General features: G+C 54.9%; 16 protein-coding genes. 5 read left to right on the top strand and 11 right to left on the bottom strand.

Features of this window, described 5'->3' with window-relative positions; genetic code table 11:
• Positions 1 to 63 precede the first annotated feature (63 nt).
• The 3 genes from V7775_RS12945 to V7775_RS12935 all read left to right on the top strand — a co-directional run bounded on the left by V7775_RS12945 (position 64) and on the right by V7775_RS12935 (position 3,327).
• Positions 64 to 2,028 carry a heme lyase CcmF/NrfE family subunit gene (locus tag V7775_RS12945; RefSeq protein ID WP_335752322.1) on the top strand — a complete coding sequence of 655 codons (1,965 nt, stop codon included), beginning with the start codon at positions 64 to 66 and terminating at the stop codon, positions 2,026 to 2,028.
• A complete protein-coding gene (locus tag V7775_RS12940) occupies positions 2,025 to 2,477 on the top strand; it encodes a cytochrome c-type biogenesis protein (RefSeq protein WP_335752321.1) in 453 nt (150 codons plus the stop codon). Before V7775_RS12945 ends, V7775_RS12940 begins: the two co-directional genes overlap by 4 nt.
• Positions 2,478 to 2,550: 73 nt before the next feature.
• On the top strand, positions 2,551 to 3,327 hold the full coding sequence (locus V7775_RS12935) for an enoyl-CoA hydratase-related protein (RefSeq protein ID WP_335752320.1): 777 nt from the start codon (positions 2,551 to 2,553) through the stop codon (positions 3,325 to 3,327).
• A gap of 86 nt (positions 3,328 to 3,413) precedes the next feature.
• Here V7775_RS12935 and V7775_RS12930 read toward each other — a convergent pair whose 3' ends face one another.
• From V7775_RS12930 to gltX, 4 genes are all read right to left on the bottom strand, one after another.
• Positions 3,414 to 3,740: a hypothetical protein gene (locus tag V7775_RS12930; RefSeq protein WP_335752319.1), complete on the bottom strand. Its 327-nt coding sequence runs from the start codon at positions 3,738 to 3,740 to the stop codon at positions 3,414 to 3,416.
• 73 nt (positions 3,741 to 3,813) lie between these two features.
• Positions 3,814 to 4,734, bottom strand: coding sequence for a calcium-binding protein (locus V7775_RS12925; RefSeq protein ID WP_335752318.1), 921 nt, complete (start codon positions 4,732 to 4,734; stop codon positions 3,814 to 3,816).
• 406 nt (positions 4,735 to 5,140) lie between these two features.
• Positions 5,141 to 6,436 (bottom strand): citrate synthase, encoded by a 1,296-nt coding sequence (locus V7775_RS12920; RefSeq protein ID WP_335752317.1) that lies wholly within the window; start codon positions 6,434 to 6,436, stop codon positions 5,141 to 5,143.
• Between the two features lie 117 nt (positions 6,437 to 6,553).
• Positions 6,554 to 7,954: a glutamate--tRNA ligase gene (gene gltX, locus V7775_RS12915; RefSeq protein WP_335752316.1), complete on the bottom strand. Its 1,401-nt coding sequence runs from the start codon at positions 7,952 to 7,954 to the stop codon at positions 6,554 to 6,556.
• Positions 7,955 to 8,082: 128 nt separating this feature from the next.
• Here gltX and V7775_RS12910 point away from each other — a divergent pair, with 128 nt between their 5' ends.
• The gene (locus tag V7775_RS12910; RefSeq protein ID WP_335752315.1) at positions 8,083 to 10,140 is read left to right on the top strand and encodes a ComEC/Rec2 family competence protein; all 2,058 of its coding nucleotides are present in this window, start codon (positions 8,083 to 8,085) and stop codon (positions 10,138 to 10,140) included.
• 7 nt (positions 10,141 to 10,147) lie between these two features.
• Here the strand turns inward: V7775_RS12910 and lexA are convergent, their stop codons facing one another.
• The 7 genes from lexA to V7775_RS12875 all read right to left on the bottom strand — a co-directional run bounded on the left by lexA (position 10,148) and on the right by V7775_RS12875 (position 15,616).
• The gene (gene lexA / locus V7775_RS12905) at positions 10,148 to 10,840 is read right to left on the bottom strand and encodes a transcriptional repressor LexA (protein WP_335752314.1); all 693 of its coding nucleotides are present in this window, start codon (positions 10,838 to 10,840) and stop codon (positions 10,148 to 10,150) included.
• 65 nt (positions 10,841 to 10,905) lie between these two features.
• Complete coding sequence (locus V7775_RS12900; RefSeq protein ID WP_335752313.1) at positions 10,906 to 12,078, bottom strand: molybdopterin molybdotransferase MoeA; 1,173 nt, start codon at positions 12,076 to 12,078, stop codon at positions 10,906 to 10,908.
• Complete coding sequence (gene moaC, locus V7775_RS12895) at positions 12,075 to 12,548, bottom strand: cyclic pyranopterin monophosphate synthase MoaC (protein ID WP_335752312.1); 474 nt, start codon at positions 12,546 to 12,548, stop codon at positions 12,075 to 12,077. The genes V7775_RS12900 and moaC overlap by 4 nt, the downstream gene beginning before the upstream one ends.
• On the bottom strand, positions 12,548 to 13,360 hold the full coding sequence (trpC, locus tag V7775_RS12890) for an indole-3-glycerol phosphate synthase TrpC (protein ID WP_335752311.1): 813 nt from the start codon (positions 13,358 to 13,360) through the stop codon (positions 12,548 to 12,550). Before trpC ends, moaC begins: the two co-directional genes overlap by 1 nt.
• Positions 13,357 to 14,022: a uracil-DNA glycosylase gene (locus tag V7775_RS12885; protein ID WP_335752310.1), complete on the bottom strand. Its 666-nt coding sequence runs from the start codon at positions 14,020 to 14,022 to the stop codon at positions 13,357 to 13,359. Before V7775_RS12885 ends, trpC begins: the two co-directional genes overlap by 4 nt.
• On the bottom strand, positions 14,019 to 15,038 hold the full coding sequence (trpD, locus tag V7775_RS12880) for an anthranilate phosphoribosyltransferase (protein WP_335752309.1): 1,020 nt from the start codon (positions 15,036 to 15,038) through the stop codon (positions 14,019 to 14,021). The genes V7775_RS12885 and trpD overlap by 4 nt, the downstream gene beginning before the upstream one ends.
• Positions 15,035 to 15,616: an anthranilate synthase component II gene (locus V7775_RS12875; protein WP_335752308.1), complete on the bottom strand. Its 582-nt coding sequence runs from the start codon at positions 15,614 to 15,616 to the stop codon at positions 15,035 to 15,037. Before V7775_RS12875 ends, trpD begins: the two co-directional genes overlap by 4 nt.
• A gap of 181 nt (positions 15,617 to 15,797) precedes the next feature.
• Here V7775_RS12875 and V7775_RS12870 point away from each other — a divergent pair, with 181 nt between their 5' ends.
• Positions 15,798 to 17,369 (top strand): divergent polysaccharide deacetylase family protein, encoded by a 1,572-nt coding sequence (locus V7775_RS12870; protein WP_335752307.1) that lies wholly within the window; start codon positions 15,798 to 15,800, stop codon positions 17,367 to 17,369.

Raw genomic sequence — 17,369 nt, 5'->3', positions numbered from 1 at the left:
CTGCGGCGCTGTGACCATCCGATTGTGATTGGAACGGGTGCGCGCTACGTTTATGATAAGCGCATGATTACTGAACTCGGACATTTCGCCCTTTTGCTCGCCTTTGGTGTAGCATTGATCCAAACAATTGTGCCCTTGTTTGGCGCCGCAAAAGGCTGGCCCGGTTGGATGGCTGTGGCAGAACCCGCGGCGACAGTGCAGTTTTTGTTGGTAGGGACCGCATTTGGTGCACTGACATGGGCGTTTGTTACATCTGACTTCAGCCTAGCGGTGGTTGTGGCGAACAGCCATTCGATGAAGCCGATGATCTACAAAATCAGCGGTACATGGGGCAACCATGAGGGGTCCATGTTATTGTGGGTGCTGATCGTGGCGTTGTTTGGGGCAATGGCGGCATGGTTTGGCGGGCAACTTCCCGATACTTTGCGGGCACGTGTCCTGAGCGTGCAGGCCGCTATTGGTGTCGCTTTCCTTGCTTTCATCCTGCTAACATCAAATCCGTTTGAACGTATGGCTGTGCCGCCGTTTGACGGACAGGATCTAAATCCTCTATTGCAGGATCCAGGTTTGGCATTTCATCCACCGTTTTTGTACCTTGGTTATGTTGGCCTCAGCATGGCGTTTAGTTTTGCGGTTGCTGCACTGATTGAGGGGCGCGTGGATGCGGCATGGGGCCGTTGGGTGCGCCCATGGACTTTGGCTGCGTGGATATTCCTAACCATCGGTATCGCACTTGGATCGTGGTGGGCATATTATGAATTGGGCTGGGGCGGTTTCTGGTTCTGGGATCCTGTTGAAAACGCCAGCTTTATGCCGTGGTTGCTGGCGGCAGCGTTGTTGCACTCTGCCATTGTGGTGGAAAAACGTGAGGCGCTGAAAAGCTGGACAATTTTGCTGGCAATCCTTGCCTTTGGTTTTTCCCTTATAGGGACGTTCATCGTGCGGTCGGGTCTGCTGACTTCGGTACATGCCTTTGCAAATGACCCCGATCGCGGCATTTTTGTCCTTGGGATCATGGCGTTCTTTATGGGCGGTGCGCTGATCCTGTTCACGTTGCGGGCGGGTACAATGGAGGCGAAAGGTGTCTTTGGCCTCGCGTCGCGCGAAAGCGCGTTGGTTGTGAATAATCTGCTGTTGGCAGTCTCTTGTTTTGTTGTTTTTGTGGGCACGATGTGGCCACTTTTGGCTGAAATGTTCTTTGATCGAAAGCTGAGCGTGGGCGCGCCGTTTTTCGATTCGGCGTTCACACCGTTTATGGTGTTGCTGGGCCTTGTGTTACCTGTCGGGTCGGCCTTGTCGTGGAAGCGCGCTAAACTAGGGCGCGCATTACGGCCGCTACGGTTTGTGTTTTTAGCCGCAGTCTCTGTGGGTGGGCTTGCATGGGCCATGCAGACAGGGCGCAGTCTGACTGGCCCAATCGGCATGTTCCTTGGCAGTTGGGTGATCATGGGCGTTGTGATCGATCTGGCGCAACGGACTGGACGCGGGCCAAACCGCTTGTCACGTCTGTTCCGTTTGCCGGGGGCCGATTGGGGTAAGGCGACAGCGCACGCAGGTCTTGGCATTACGATGCTTGGGATTGCGGGCATTTATGCGTGGACAGTTGAAGACATTCGCGTGGCGCAAATCGGCGTCCCTTTTGAAGTGCACGGCTATGAAATGACTTTGCGAAGCGTGTCCGATCACAACGGACCTAACTATGTCGCTACAAAAGCCGTGATCGACGTGTCCCAAAATGATAAGTTTGTTGCTTCGCTTGAGCCTGAAAAGCGGTTCTATCCCGTGGCGCAAATGCCAACAACTGAAGCAGCCATTCACCAAAATTATAAACGCGATTTGTATCTCGTGATCGGCGATCAACAAGATGACGGTGGCTGGGCTGTGCGAACCTACATCAAGGTCATGACCAACTGGATTTGGGTTGGCTGTGCGTTGATGGCCCTTGGCGGGTTGTTCAGCTTGTTTGATCGACGTTTCCGTGTTGCGGTAGCGGCACGTAAAATACGCGAAGGGGTGCCAGCGGAATGAAACGTCTGATCTTGGTACTGGTCCTGTTGGCCACACCTCTGGCGGCTGTCGAACCTGATGAGGTGCTTGCCGATCCTGTGTTGGAACAGCGCGCGCGCGCGCTTAGCAAAGGGTTGCGGTGCCTTGTTTGCCGCAATGAGAGCATCGACGAAAGCAACGCCTCCCTTGCAAAGGATTTGCGAGTATTGCTGCGCGATCGTCTGGTCGAGGGCGACAGTGACACCGAAGCGGTTGATTTCATCGTCGAACGATACGGTGAATATGTTCTGCTGAAACCCACTAGGGGCGGCGCGAACTGGATCCTATGGGGAGCTGGACCATTGATGTTGTTGCTTGCAGGTTTGACAGGCATTTTCTACGTGCGGGGGCGTAGCCGTGCCCTGGCGCCGCAAGATGAAGGCCTTAGCGTAGAAGAGGCCGCAACCCTACGGGATATTCTAAAAAAGTAACGCGTCGTCTGACTGGCAGATGTTATCATTTGTGGTAGTCTTGTCGCCAAATATCAAACCAAATGAGGACGCCATGGACTACCAGACAATCACGTATGAGGTGAGCGATGGCATGGCCGTCATCACCATGAACCGCGCTGACAAATATAATGCACTGACAACCCAGATGCGCGCAGAAATCGAACACGCGTTTAACGTTGGTGGACGCGAAGCACGGGTTGTTGTGATCACTGGTTCGGGCAAAGCATTTTGCTCTGGGCAGGACTTGGGCGACCGCGCCAATGCAAGTTCGATTGATCTAGAGCGGACATTGCGGGATGAATATGCGCCAATGTTGCGCGCGATTACTCAATGCCCTGTGCCTACAATTGCTGCGGTGAATGGTCCAGCGGCTGGGGCAGGCGCAAACCTTGCTCTTGCTGCTGATGTCGTTTTTGCATCTGAGAGTGCGTATTTCCTTCAGGCGTTCACCCGCATTGGTCTAATCCCAGATGCGGGGGGCACGTATACGTTGCCCCGTCAGATGGGCATGGCTAAGGCGATGGGCGCTGCATTGTTCGCAGATAAAATCAGCGCGCGTCAAGCTGACGATTGGGGCATGATCTGGGAAGCAGTTGAAGATCATAAGTTTCAGGCACATTGGCGTGCAAAAGCTGAGCACCTTGCTGCGGGCCCAACAGCAGCTTATGCGGCAGTGAAGCAAGTGATGCGCGACAGTTGGAACAACACCTACGAGGAACAGCTTGCGTTTGAAGCGCGTGAGCAAGGAAAATGCGGTAAAACGCGCGATTTCAAGGAAGGTGTGCTGGCGTTTACTGAAAAACGCGCTGCAGATTTTGAAGGCCGCTAACGCCTACCAAGTTTACTTCATTAAAAAGGCCGCTGCATCATGGATGCAGCGGCCTTTATTTTTGTATTCAATTCGGCTGGCGCTGGTTATTGTACGCTGCGTTCAACCAAAAGGACGTCAGAAACAGTGGGGGCTTTTCCCGTTGCTCGGGCCACAACCGCAACTGCTATGCCGTTTGCAAGAACCGTGTGAACAGAACCTGAGACTTGGGTGATCGTGATTTCAGGTGGTGTCTCACCCTTGTCGTAAACAACCGCAATATGGTCAGTGTCGCCCGCGCTGTTCGGAACAAGTGCTCCTGTAGGGCCAGTTTCGTACTTCGCCTGAAGCGGCATCAGGCTTTTTGCTTGTGACCATTCATAGCGCTTGGACATGTTGTGTGGTGTTGGTTTTGGTGGTGTTGATCGTGCCATTGTGGGGGGACTCCTGTAGGACTGGCAAGAGAGAATTATCGGGAGGGGACATCCCCCCGATAAACCTTCAGGATTAGGCAGCAGCTGCGTTTGGATCGAACATCTGCTCGATTACGCTTTCTGAGATCAGAACGACATCGTCGCTACCCAGTGTTCCTGCAGCACCTTCAACACGTGCCAAAATTGTATCGCCCATGCTGATCACAGCATCTTCACCGTCATCACTCACTGTAATGTCGGCGTCTTCGCTGGCGTCGTCAACAATCACTGTGATCGCGTCGTCTGAGTCATAACCAACGATGGTCGCTTCACTGGCATTAACCTGCTCGGACATTAGATGGAATGTGTCTGCGCCCGTACCGCCTGCAGCGGTATCACCGCTACCAATGATCAGATCATCATCACCGTCGCCGCCGCGCAGGATGTTGCCAATGCTGTCATCACGCATTTCGATGCCGCCGTTGATCTCTTCGAGTGAACCACCATCACGCAGATCGGTGAGTTCTTCGAGGTTCAGCGGAATGCCTTCGAGAATGCCGCCAAATACGATGTCATCTCCATCGCCACCTTCAACAGTATCGCTGCCGCGGCCACCCAATACGGTGTCATTGCCTTCGTCGCCGCGCACGACATCCCAGCCATAATCCCCAGATACGAAATCATCGCCGCCTTGGCCTTCGATGAAGTCTTGGCCAGTGTTGCCAGTTACAATGTCGTCACCATCACCTGAGCAGAGCATATCATTGCCGTCTTCGCCTTGCAGAACGTCATCGCCCTCGCGACCAAAAACCGTGTCATCGCCAGCGCGACCATTCAGAATATCGTCGCCGCCGTGGCCATCGATAAAGTCGCTGCCTTCTTCACCTTCAAGGCGGTCTGCATCATCGCCGCCTTCCAACTCAACAGTGTTTTCGTCGTCATCACTATCGTCGAGTGAAAAGCCTAAAACGGCCATCGGCAGTGCAAGTCCCAGTAACATTAACATATCAATCATTCCCCTGTGCGTGGTTGTTGATATTAATTACGCGGCCATGCCTTTAACGGTCAAGCTTGCGTTAACCATTGTGCACGTAGCTGAAACAATGCCCCATTTTAGACAAGTTTCGACGATTTTCGTCTCAATTGAACGAACTTAAAAGTGCACAATACGGGGTCTTGGTGGCAATTGGATAATCGGGGGATTCGGAAGCAATGTTATATTAGCATTGATTCGGAGGGGGCTAAGAGTAGCAGATAGCTGTCTATCAGGGGATATGAGGCTTAGATGCTTGGGTATGCTGGTGATGATTCCGCAAAGGATACGTGCCATTAATTCGCCATATTCTTGCCCAAATTAATCGCGCACAAAAAAGCCGCCGAAAGCGTCTGGCACCCGGCGGCTTTCAAATTTCTTGGTTCGTTTAGCGCTTCTCAATATCCGTATAAGAGCGGACATCTTCGCCTTGATACAATTGGCGTGGACGGCCAATCTTCAGCTGTGGATCGTTCAGCTGTTCTTTCCACTGAGAGATCCAGCCAACGGTCCGTGCCAATGCAAAGATTGGTGTGAACATGGATGTCGGGAAACCCATCGCTTCGAGGATGATGCCAGAATAGAAGTCGACGTTCGGGAACAATTTCTTGTCCGCGAAATACGGATCTTCCAACGCTTGTTTTTCAAGCTCTTTGGCGACCTGAAGGATCGGGTTGTTTTCGACGCCCATCAATTCCAGAACTTCGTCGGCTGACTGCTTCATCACAGTCGCGCGCGGGTCGAAGTTTTTGTAAACGCGGTGACCAAAGCCCATCAGGCGGAACGGATCATTCTTATCCTTGGCGCGTGCGATGAATTCTGGAATGCGATCGGGTGTACCGATTTCCTTGAGCATCTCAAGACATGCTTGGTTCGCGCCACCGTGGGAAGGGCCCCAAAGACAGGCAATGCCTGCTGCGATACAAGCAAACGGATTTGCACCAGATGAAGAGGCCAGACGCACAGTAGACGTAGACGCGTTTTGCTCATGGTCCGCATGCAAGGTAAAGATACGGTCCATTGCACGGCTGAGGATAGGATCAACAACGTAGTCTTCTGCAGGTACAGCAAAGCACATGCGCAGGAAATTAGACGCATAATCCAGATCATTGCGCGGATACACAAATGGCTGACCGATTGTGTATTTATAGGCCATGGCAGCAATTGTTGGCATCTTGGCGATCAGACGGATGGATGCAACTTCGCGCTGCCATTCATCCGTGATGTCCGTAGAATCGTGATAGAACGCAGACATCGCACCCACAACGCCAACCATAACAGCCATAGGAGGGGCGTCGCGGCGGAATCCACGGAAGAAATTTATCATTTGCTCGTGGATCATCGTGTGATTGGTCACGCGCGTTTCAAAGTCTTCCAGCTCTGTTGGGGAAGGCAGCTCACCATAAAGAAGCAAATAGCAAACTTCGAGGTAGTGAGATTTTTCAGCCAACTCACCAATAGGATAGCCACGGTGCGTTAGAATACCCTCATCACCATCAATAAAGGTGATTGTGCTGTCGCAGGACGCCGTCGAAGTAAAACCAGGATCATACGTGAAAACACCCGCTTGCCCGTAAAGCTTGCGGATATCGAGGACATCTGGGCCGGAAGTGGGGGTGAAAATCGGAAGCTCAACTGTTTTGTCCCCGATTGTCAGCGTCGCTGATTTGGTACTCTCGGCCATAAATATTCCCTTCTAGGTTGGTTGTAGGGCCTGCGCCCTCAGGTCTGCAAAGGCCAAAGCCCCTGCATCCGTTTTGTTACTAACTACCATATCCTTTATGACAGATTTACGACTGTCTCAGGATGCAGCATCCGTCAGGCGGGCCAACGATTCATCGCGGCCAAGCACCAGCATCATATCAAACACCGAAGGTGTCACAGCACGCCCAGCAAGAGCTGCGCGTAGCGGCCCAGCGAGCTTGCCGAATTTGGTTTCCTTCGCGGCGGCAAAACCGTTTAGAACCTCTTCGAGCGTTTCCTTGTCCCAGCTAACATCATGCAGCTGCTGCGTCAATTCGTTCAGTATACCACGGGATACCGCATCAAGATTTTTCGCCGCCTTTTCATCAACCTGAATAGGTCGAGACGTCAAAATAAAGTGACCTTTTTCAATGAGTTCAGGGAATGTCTTGGCCCGTTCTTTTAGGCAATACATTGCGCGCTCCAACCCCTCTGATTGCGCAAACGTGAACGGCGGGAGGTCAGCTGCTTGCAGATAAGCTTCGATTTCGTGCCGCAATGCGGCATCATCAGCTGCTGCGATATGTTGACCACAGATGTTTTCCAGTTTTTTCAGGTCAAATTGGGCAGGGCTTTTGCGAATGCCATCAATGTCGAACCATTCTTTGGCCTGTGCGTCGGAAAAGAATTCGTCATCGCCGTGGCTCCAGCCCAAGCGTGCAAGGTAATTGCGCATGCCTGCCGCAGGGTAACCCATCGCTTGGTATTCCTGTGCACCCAGTGCACCGTGGCGTTTGCTCAGCTTTTTACCATCTGATCCGTGAATAAGCGGGATGTGAGACCAAACAGGAATATCCCAGCCCATGCCTTCATAGATCATCATCTGTCGCGCGGCGTTGTTGAGATGGTCATCACCACGGATCACATGGGTCACACCCATATCATGATCATCCACAACCACAGCCAGCATATAGACGGGTGAGCCATCCGAGCGGAGGAGGATCATGTCATCTAACTGCGCGTTATCAATGGTCACGTCGCCTTGCACGGTGTCGCGGATGATTGTCTTGCCAGCGTCTGGCGCCTTGATCCGAACCACAAACGGCGCGTCAGGGTAGGTCGCAGCATCCGCATCGCGCCACGGTGAGCGGTAAAGCGTGCTGCGCCCCTCAGCGCGGGCCGCCTCGCGGAAGGCTTCGATTTCCTCTTGGGTGGCGAAACATTTAAAGGCCGCGCCTTTTTCAAGCAGCTCATGCGCAACTGCTACGTGGCGCGGTGCCATCTCGTGCTGGCTGACCGCGTCACCGTCATGATCTAGGCCCAACCACGCAAGACCCTGCAAAATGGCCTCTGTCGCTTCGGGAGAGTGGCGCGCGCGGTCGGTATCTTCAATGCGCAACAGAAACTTGCCGCCGCGCCCACGGGCATAAAGCCAGTTAAACAACGCAGTTCGTGCACCGCCAATGTGCAGATACCCAGTAGGAGACGGAGCAAAGCGGGTTACGATTTCAGAGCACATGGGAAGTCCTTTCGGAGGTGTTTCGGGCGTGGCAGGGCATTAACGCTTTGGTTACGTTTACCATTTGGTAACCACCCGCAGCATAGGATTTTGGACTGTCTATCCAGTGCAGCGAACGGGGGCAAGCAATGGGCGCAGGATCTGTCTTTTCCCAAACGATGCGCGCTCAGCGGGGCGCGCTGTTTGGGTGGGTTCCTGTTGGCCTTGCTATTGGTGTCGGCTGGTATTTTCATCTGTCATGGGAACCTTCTTGGATGGTGTTGGCGCAAGTGGCCCTTGTGCCTGCGATATGCGGTGCATTGACGCGATTGATGCCCGAACACCTGCGCCCCTTTGCTGTTGCGGGTATGTTGATCGCTCTTGGGTTTCTTTTAGCGGCAGTGCGTGCGCACTCAGTTGCGGGGCCCGTCCTTGATTATCGGTATTACGGCGCAATTGAGGGGCGGATTGTCGCGATTGATCGCAGCCAGTCAGACGCGCTGCGCCTCACGTTGGATCGCGTCGTATTGGACCGCGTGCGCCCTCACAAAACACCGCACCGCGTGCGTGTGTCGCTGCATGGTGATCGCTCAGTAGATATTCCGGTTGAGCCGGGGCTGCGCGTTATGGTGACGGGGCATTTATCTCCGCCCTCAGGGCCAGTCGAGCCTGGTGGGTTTGATTTTCAACGCCATGCTTGGTTTGTCCGATTGGGCGCGGTTGGGTATGCGCGCACACCGTTGATGGGCGTATCTGAAAACGGCAGCGGCTTGGGTGTTTTTCGCCTGCGCATGGCTGCGTCCGCGCGTATTCAGGCGGTTCTCGGCGGAGATATCGGCGGGTTTGCCGCAGCTATCACTACAGGTGATCGATCTGCGATCAGCCAATCCGCGTTGAATGATTTACGGGCTAGCAACCTTGCGCATCTTTTGGCGATATCAGGGCTGCATATGGGGTTGATGTCAGGCGTAGTGTTTGCCGCGTTGCGTCTGGCGTTTGCGTTGGTGCCGCCTTTGGTATTGCGCGTTCCAGCACGTAGTATTGCGGCCGCTGGGGCATTGATAGCGGCTGCAGGGTATTTGGCGTTGTCGGGGGGTAATGTGGCGACCCAGCGGGCCTTTGTGATGGTTGCTGTTGCCCTATGTGCTTTGATGATTGGCCGCCGCGCGATCAGCCTGCGCGGGGTGGCGATTGCAGCAACCATCGTATTAGTGATGCGTCCCGAGGCGCTGATGGGGCCGGGGTTCCAGATGTCTTTTGCCGCAACAACGGCGTTGGTTGCAGTGTTTGGGTGGATGCGGGACAGGCAGTTGGCGATTGGCCCAAAGTGGCTGCAGCCTGCGATCGCCGTTTTTATTTCGTCTGCCGTGGCGGGCGCGGCTACAGCGCCCATTGCCGCCGCCCATTTTAATACAATCGCGCAATACGGGCTGTTGGCGAATCTTAGTTCGGTGCCGTTGATGGGGGTTTTAGTGATCCCAGCAGCAGTTGCGGCAGCGGTGCTTGCGCCATTCGGGTTAGAGTCCATTGGCCTATGGGTGATGAGCCTCGGCGTGAAGTGGATTTTGAAGGTTGCGACATTTGTCGCCAATCTACCTGATGCGCGGGCCTATGTGGTCGGGCCAAGTGGCTGGGTGTTGCCGATGCTCGCATTGGGGTTTCTTACGTTGATCTTATGGCGCGGCCACGCCCGTTGGTGCGGGATGTTGGCGATGGTCGCGTCCTTTGCCCTGTGGTCGCAAACCGAAAGGCCGGATATTTTAGTATCAGACAAAGGAACATTGGTTGGTGTTCTGACTCCAACGGGGCGTGCCCTAAGCAAGCAGCGCGGCGCGGGGTTTGTTGCACGCAACTGGCTGGAAAATGACGGTGATGGCCATGATCAATACACAGCTGCCGGCCGGTGGGAGCAGGGCGCAAACGTCATCCATGTTTCGGGCAAACGTGCCGCTGCAAAATTTCAGGGCTGCACTAAGGGCCAGATTGTGGTCAGTTCAGTGCCATTTTTACAAGATGGATTGGCCTGCGCTGTTCATGACCCTGACAGCTTGCGCTATACAGGTGCACTATCATTCACAATTGGGCCGGATGGCCCTGTGATCAAACAGACCGCCCGGGCAGTTGCGGGGGAGCGCCTATGGACACATTGGCCAGATGAAAAACCGCTGCGCGCTTCACAACAACACGCGCAGCGTAGCAATAAATAGAGCGGTTTCAGTAAGAGCGGATCAACCCAACCAAGCGCCCCTGAACCTTGACCTGATCAGCAGGCAAGACGCGGGTTTCATAGGCGGGGTTCGCCGCTTCAAGCGCAATTGCCGAACCCTTGCGCTTAAAGCGCTTCAACGTTGCTTCGTGATCTTCGACCAAGGCCACAACAATATCGCCGTCATCCGCCACGGATGTCTCACGGATCACAACAACATCACCGTCGTTGATGCCTGCCTCAATCATCGAGTCGCCTTTGACTTCGAGCGCATAATGCACGCCAGCACCCGCAATCATCGCATTGGGCACTGTTACGCCATGAGAGCGTTGATTGATCGCCTCAATAGGCACACCAGCAGCGATTTTACCCATGACAGGAAGCTCGGTAGCTTCAATTGTTACAACGGGTTTGGCTGAGGCGGGTTGGGGCGTATCTGGCATATCGCCATCAATCACACGCGGCTTAAATCCAGCACCTGTCATACTGTCGGGCAGCTTTACCACTTCGATGGCGCGGGCACGGTGGGCGAGGCGGCGGATAAACCCACGCTCTTCCAATGCAGTGATCAAGCGGTGGATGCCGGACTTAGACCGAAGATCCAACTCATCCTTCATCTCATCAAAGCTGGGTGGTACCCCGTCACGCTGTACGCGTTTGTGGATGAAGGCCAGTAGATCGAGCTGTTTTTTTGTCAGCACAGTACATTCCTTGTCCCTATTATCTCTCTTTGTTCTAGAGACGTTCTTGTTTTGTGTCAACCGATTCAGATGTCGATCACTTGAACGAGGGTGCCTGCAGTATGCGCTGGATCATTTGGAGGGCGTACCAAAAGCGCATCTGCGCTGGCTAAAACGCTCAACAACGAACTGTCTTGCCGGGTTTCTGCAATGACTTGGCCGTCATCAATACGGGCGCGCATATAATGTTCACGCGGGCCGTTGGCAGGAATGTCTTGAGCGAGAGGGACAAGGCGGCGTGGTGCTGCATTTTGACCAAGACCCAACATCGCCGAAACCATGGGGGTGACAAAAATCGTACCACAAACCATGGCCGAAACCGGATTTCCAGGCAGACCAATCATAGCTGCACTGCCCAAACGGCCCGCCATCAAAGGTTTGCCGGGGCGCATGGCCACTTTGTAAAATGACTGCTCCATCCCCATAGCAGCGGCAACTGGCGCAACCAGATCATGGTCACCGACGGATGCACCACCAATGGTAACAATCAGGTCGGCATCCTGTGCTAGTTCAAAACTGCGGCGCAACGAGGCCTCGGTGTCAGCGGCAATCGGCATAAGGCGAGTATCTGCGCCCAATGCCTCTAGCTGGGCGGCAAGGCCATAGGTGTTTGATGCAATGATTTGATCGGGGCCGGGGACTTCGCCGGGTTGGACCAGCTCGTCTCCGGTGGCAAGGATCGCCACAACAGGTTTACGGTGCACTGGAACGTTTGCAATGTTCATTGAGGCAAGCAGGGCAATATCAGCAGGGCGCAGGCGGCGGGGCGCTGTGATGGACTGGCCTTTGGTGAAATCACCGCCAGCGGGGCGGATGTTGTCTTTTTTTCCAACCGAATGGCCAAGGGTGATTAGATTGCCGCGCCGCGTGACATCTTCTTGAATGACAATAAAATCGGCACCTTCGGGCACGGGGGCACCCGTGAAAATACGAATAGCTTGGCCTGCGCGCAATGTTCCTGTGTAGCGGTGTCCAGCAGCGGATTCGCCGACAACCTTAAACATCGCATCCGGCTCTACCTCGGCGCGGCGCAGGGCATAGCCATCCATGGATGAGGCCGCAAAAGGCGGCTGGGTACGTTGTGCAACAACATCACGCGCCAGAATACGGCCCGCCGCACTACGCAGCGGGATTTCTTCAACATCCATGACCTGCGTCAGGGAAAACAGATGCGCTAGGGCCTCATCAACAGGAATCATGGGGCGACGTGACGGCCTGATTTGCCACCATCTTTGAGCGTGACGCGCAGGCCGCCGATTTCCATCGTCTTATCCACGGCTTTGCTCATGTCGTAAACGGTGAGGGCGGTCACGGAGGCGGCAGTCAATGCTTCCATTTCAACACCAGTTTGGCCAGTGGTTTTGACGGTGGCAGTAATGCGAATACCGGGAAGGGCCGCATCAGGAACCAGATCAACGGAAACGGAGGTGATCGGCAGTGGATGACATAGGGGAATAAGGTCGGATGTCTTTTTGGCGGCCATAATACCAGCAAGGCGGGCAACACCCAAAACGTCACCCTTTTTGGCGCGTCCTTCAGTAATGATTTCAAAGGTTTCGCGGTTCATCTGAATGTAGTTTTCAGCTGTGGCAATTCGTGATGTTACGGCTTTGTCAGAGACATCAACCATATGCGCATGGCCCTCGCCATCAAAATGCGTAAGCGCCATTATTGACCACCTGCGCGCAATGGATTTGCCAACAAATGGCGGGTAGCGTTTGCCACATCTTCTTGCCGCATCAGGCTTTCTCCAATCAAAAAGCTGCGGGCACCGTAACGGGCCATATCAGCAAGGTCCTCAGGGCTGTTCAGCCCACTTTCACAGACAATCATCCGCTCTCCGGGAACGTGTTTGGACAGGGTGCGTGTCACATCCAGCGAGGTCTCAAACGTGTTGAGATTGCGGTTGTTGATCCCGATCATCCGCGACTTGAGCAAAAGCGCGCGCTCTAGCTCTTCGGCGTTGTGGGTTTCAATGAGCGCATCCATGCCGAAATGGGTCGCGGCATCCTCTAGCTCGGCTGCTTGGGCGTCGGAAACGCTGGCCATGATGATCAGAATACAGTCAGCGCCCATGCTGCGGGCTTCGGCCACTTGATAGGTGTCATACATGAAATCTTTGCGCAAAACGGGCAATGCGCAAGCCGCGCGCGCGTCGATCAGGAATTGTTTGGCACCTTGAAAACTAGGCGTGTCCGTTAGGACCGATAGACAGGTCGCGCCGCCGTCTTCATAGGCTTTTGCCAGTTCTGCAGGTTCAAAGTGTTCGCGGATCAAACCTTTGGATGGGCTGGCTTTTTTGATCTCGGCAATCAGGCCATAGTTCTCTTTAGTGGCATCAAACAGTGCATCCGCAAAGGGGCGTACTGGCGGGGCCGCAGCGGCGTGCGCCTCAACTTCGGCGAGTGGGGTTGCGGCCTTGTCGGCTGCAATTTCCTCAAGCTTATAGGCCTTGATTTTGTCTAGAATTGTCTGTGTCATGGTGCCTCCGGATCGCCCCAGTTTATGGACGCATGCCCTTGGTTGCGCAACCACACATTGGTGCGGCTAAAAGGTTGCGACCCAAAGAAGCCGCGATGAACCGATAAGGGTGAGGGATGCGGGGTTTCCAGTTTGAAATTTACGTCTGGATCAACCTTTTGCGCCGCCTTTTGGGCGGGACCGCCCCACAGCAGGTAAGCGCGTGGTTGATCAGCCAACCGCATAAGGATTTGATCGGTCAGAACCTGCCATCCCAGCTTTGCGTGGCCCTTGGGGGTGCCTTGTGGCACGGTCAGGATGGTGTTGAGTAGCAGAACACCCTGATCTGCCCAATCATCCAATTGGGTGCGATTACGCGTGATTTCCAAATCGGTCTGTAGCTCTTTGAAGATATTGCCAAGGCTATCCAGCCGGCCACCGAAATCGGCAGTGATTGAAAACGCAAGGCCATGCGCCTTTTTCGGGGTGTGGTAGGGGTCTTGCCCCAAGATCACGACGCGTACGTCATCGGGTTGAACCCGTTCTAACGCGTTGAAAACTAGGTCCGCTGGCGGCAGGACAATTCGCTGCTCAGCGGCCAATGCAACCTCAATTTGGGGAAGGGTTTGCGTGAAAAACGGCAAGTCGCCCCACGCCCTCAATCGGCTTAGATCAAACTTCACGCTTCTTGCGTGATGCGTGCCACGGCAGTGATCTTTTCGCGCGCAGCGCCTGAATCGATGCTGGCGCGGGCCATTTCTACACCTGTCTTTAGATCGGTTGCGGCATCTGCGATCACCAAAGCGGCGGCAGAATTGAGCAGCACGGCATCGCGGTAAGCCGAGGGGGTACCATCAAGCAGCGCGTTAAACGCCACTGCGTTCTCTTCCGGCGTGCCACCAACGATGGCCTCAAACGGGTGTACGGGCAGGCCTGCGTCTTCGGGGTGGATTTCGATGTCGTCAATCTGGCCACCAACACGCAAGGCACTGACCCAGCTGACGCCAGTGATGGTCAATTCATCCGTGCCATCCGAACCATGCACCAACCATGCGGCCTCAGACCCGAGCAGCTTGAGAGTTTCGGCCATCGGGCGCGTAAGCTCACGCACGTAGGTGCCAGTAAGCTGGCGTTTGACGCCAGCAGGGTTGGTCAATGGACCAAGGATGTTAAAGATCGTGCGCGTGCCCAATTCGGCGCGCGTGGGCATTACATGCGCAATAGCCGGATGGTGCATGGGCGCCATCATAAAGCCGATACCAGCCTCGTTTAGGGCCTTTTCTACCACCTTGGGACCAACCATGGTTTTCAGGCCCATCTGCGTCAACGCATCTGCAGCACCGGATTTTGAGCTGAGATTGCGGTTGCCGTGTTTGGCCACAATTACACCGGCGCCCGCCACAACAAAGGCTGTCGCAGTGGATATGTTGAGCGTCCCTTTGCCGTCTCCGCCTGTACCAACGATGTCCATGGCGCCCGCAGGGGCTACCACGGGATGGCATTTTGCGCGCATCACTGCTGCTGCTGCTGCGTATTCATCAACAGTTTCGCCGCGCGTACGCAGCGCCATCAGTAATCCACCGATCTGGCTAGGCGTTGCTTCACCTTCAAACAGGATTTCAAATGCTTCTTCGGCCTGTGCGCGGGTCATTGGCCCGTTTGCGGCGGCATCAATCAGGGGTTTGAGACGTTCACTCATGCGGGCTCTTTCACCTCCTTGAGGAAATTCTCCAACAGGGCATGGCCGTGCTCTGAGCGAATGGATTCGGGGTGGAATTGCACGCCGTGGATTGGCAGCTCACGGTGCTGTAGGCCCATGATGGTGCCATCCTCAAGATCGGCAGTGATTTCCAGACAGTCGGGCAGGGTGGCCCGTTCAACAGTCAATGAATGATAGCGGGTGGCTGCAAACGGAGTGGGTAGGCCCGCGAACAGGCCTTTGCCCGTGTGGTGCATCTGACCTAGTTTGCCGTGAACGATCTCATCGGCGCGAATAACGCGCCCGCCAAAAGCTTCGCCAATGCTTTGGTGGCCCAAACATACGCCCAATAGCGGAATGCCTTCGCGCGCAGCGGCGTGGGTTAAGTCCAAGCAAATGCCCGCTTGGGCAGGGGCGCAGGGCCCCGGCGATAGGACAATGCCAGAAGGGCGCATGGCGAGTGCTTCATCCACGCTGAGCGTGTCATTACGTTTGACCTCCATTTGCGCGCCAAGAGCGCCCAGATAATGGACCAAATTGTAGGTGAAGCTATCATAGTTATCGATCAACAGGAGCATCTTGGGAAATCTTCGTATTAGGACTAGAGAAGGCAGGCGTAGGACGTGTATAGATTGTGTGAGTAGATGGTCAGTCTTGGGCGTAATCGTCAAGGGGCTGGACCACCGCAAGGGGCATAAACCGGAGTATAATATCCGGGATGATCTATGCGATGCGTAACAGGACAAGGGTGCAATAGTTATGGCACGGGGCATTTTGAGTGGTATTGGGTTGGGCGCGGTCTTTAGCGTTGGGGTGGCATGTGTTGTATCTGTGCTGGTCCCGATAGAGCCGCAGCGCGCACCGGAGCTTGGCACAGCCGAGACGGTAGCAGTGCCAGAACCGACGGTTTCCGAGCCTGCGCTTGCTATCACCAGCGAGAGCGGTAGCGCGATTGTGCAGCCTCAGATCAGTTTGCGCGCGCCCTCAGGCGAAGATTTGCCGAAAGAACCCGTGGCGGCCGCGTTGGCCCCAGAAGTGACTTCAGAGTTGAGTAATTCAGTGGCCGAGGCACCAGCATCACCCGCGCCAGTTACGGCTCCCGCTGTTGAAACGGCGACACTTGCACCAAAGCCATCACCGCTTGCTTTGGTGGAGAGCGATGCTTCGGATGTGGTTTTGGAGTTGCCCGCACCTTTGCCATTGCAACCTGAAACTGGAGACGTCGCTGATCTCACTCAACCAAGGCCACTGCCCGAGAGTGTGATCATAAAAGTAGAAGAAGACGCGCCAGTTCTGCCAAACCCACAAGCGCTTGCGCCGATGATACCCGACGACAGTGCGGATGGCGAGATCGCGCAGCAATCCGCAGAACCACTTGCGCCTGCTGGCGAGACTGACGAGACATTGACTGTTGTCACGCCGGAACCTGAAGCAGAGGCTGAAACCGAAAATAATGAGGAAACTGTTGTTGCGGTTGCCCCTAAACCACGCGTTGTGCAAACGCCTGGATCGCAGGTTGGGAGCCTTGGAACAACAACACGACCTACTGTCGGTACGCCAGCAAGTACGCTGATCAATCGCTCAGATGCTGCTGAAGTTGCGCCTGTTGAAACGGTGACACAAGCAACCGACGATTCGGGTGAAACGTCACCGTTGCGCCGTTACGCGCAGCCCTTTGAAAACCCCGAAGGTAAGCCGCTGATGGCGATTGTTCTGATGGACAATGGCGTTGATCTGGATGCGACTGAGATTGGCTTGCCAGCCTTGTCGAGCTTTCCCTATCCAATTAGTTTCGCTGTGGATGTCCGACTGGTTGATGCCGCTGACCGGATGGCGCGTTACCGTGCCAAAGGGTTTGACGTGCTAGCGACGCTGGACTTGCCGCAGGGCGCGCAGCCCTCTGACGCAGAAGTATCCATGAGCGTGACCTTGAACGGGCTCCCAGAAATAGTGGGCGTTCTGGAAGGGACTGGCGAGGGGCTTCAGAATTCGCGTGCCGTTGCTGATCAGGTCACGGGTATCCTCAAGGCCAGTGGTCATGGGCTGGTGACACAGAATAAGGGCCTAAACTCGATGCCTAAACTGGCCGTCAAGGAGGGCGTGCACGCCGCACCCGTATTCCGTGATTTTGACGGTGTAGGCCAGAAACCTCGCGTTATTCGCCGTTTTCTGGATCAAGCGGCGTTTAAAGCAGGCCAAGAAGGCGGTGTCATTATGTTGGGTCGGTTGCGGCCCGAAACGATCGAAGCACTTCTTGTTTGGGGATTGGCCGATCGTGCCGGCTCGGTTGCGCTTGCGCCCGTTTCTGCGGTTTTACTGAACCAACGCTAA

It is taken from the genome of Sulfitobacter sp. (assembly GCF_036960155.1).
In the GTDB taxonomy this organism is placed as follows: Bacteria; Pseudomonadota; Alphaproteobacteria; order Rhodobacterales; family Rhodobacteraceae; genus Sulfitobacter.
Note: the sequence above shows the minus strand (reverse complement) of the source record. Positions and strands in the feature narration are given on the sequence as shown.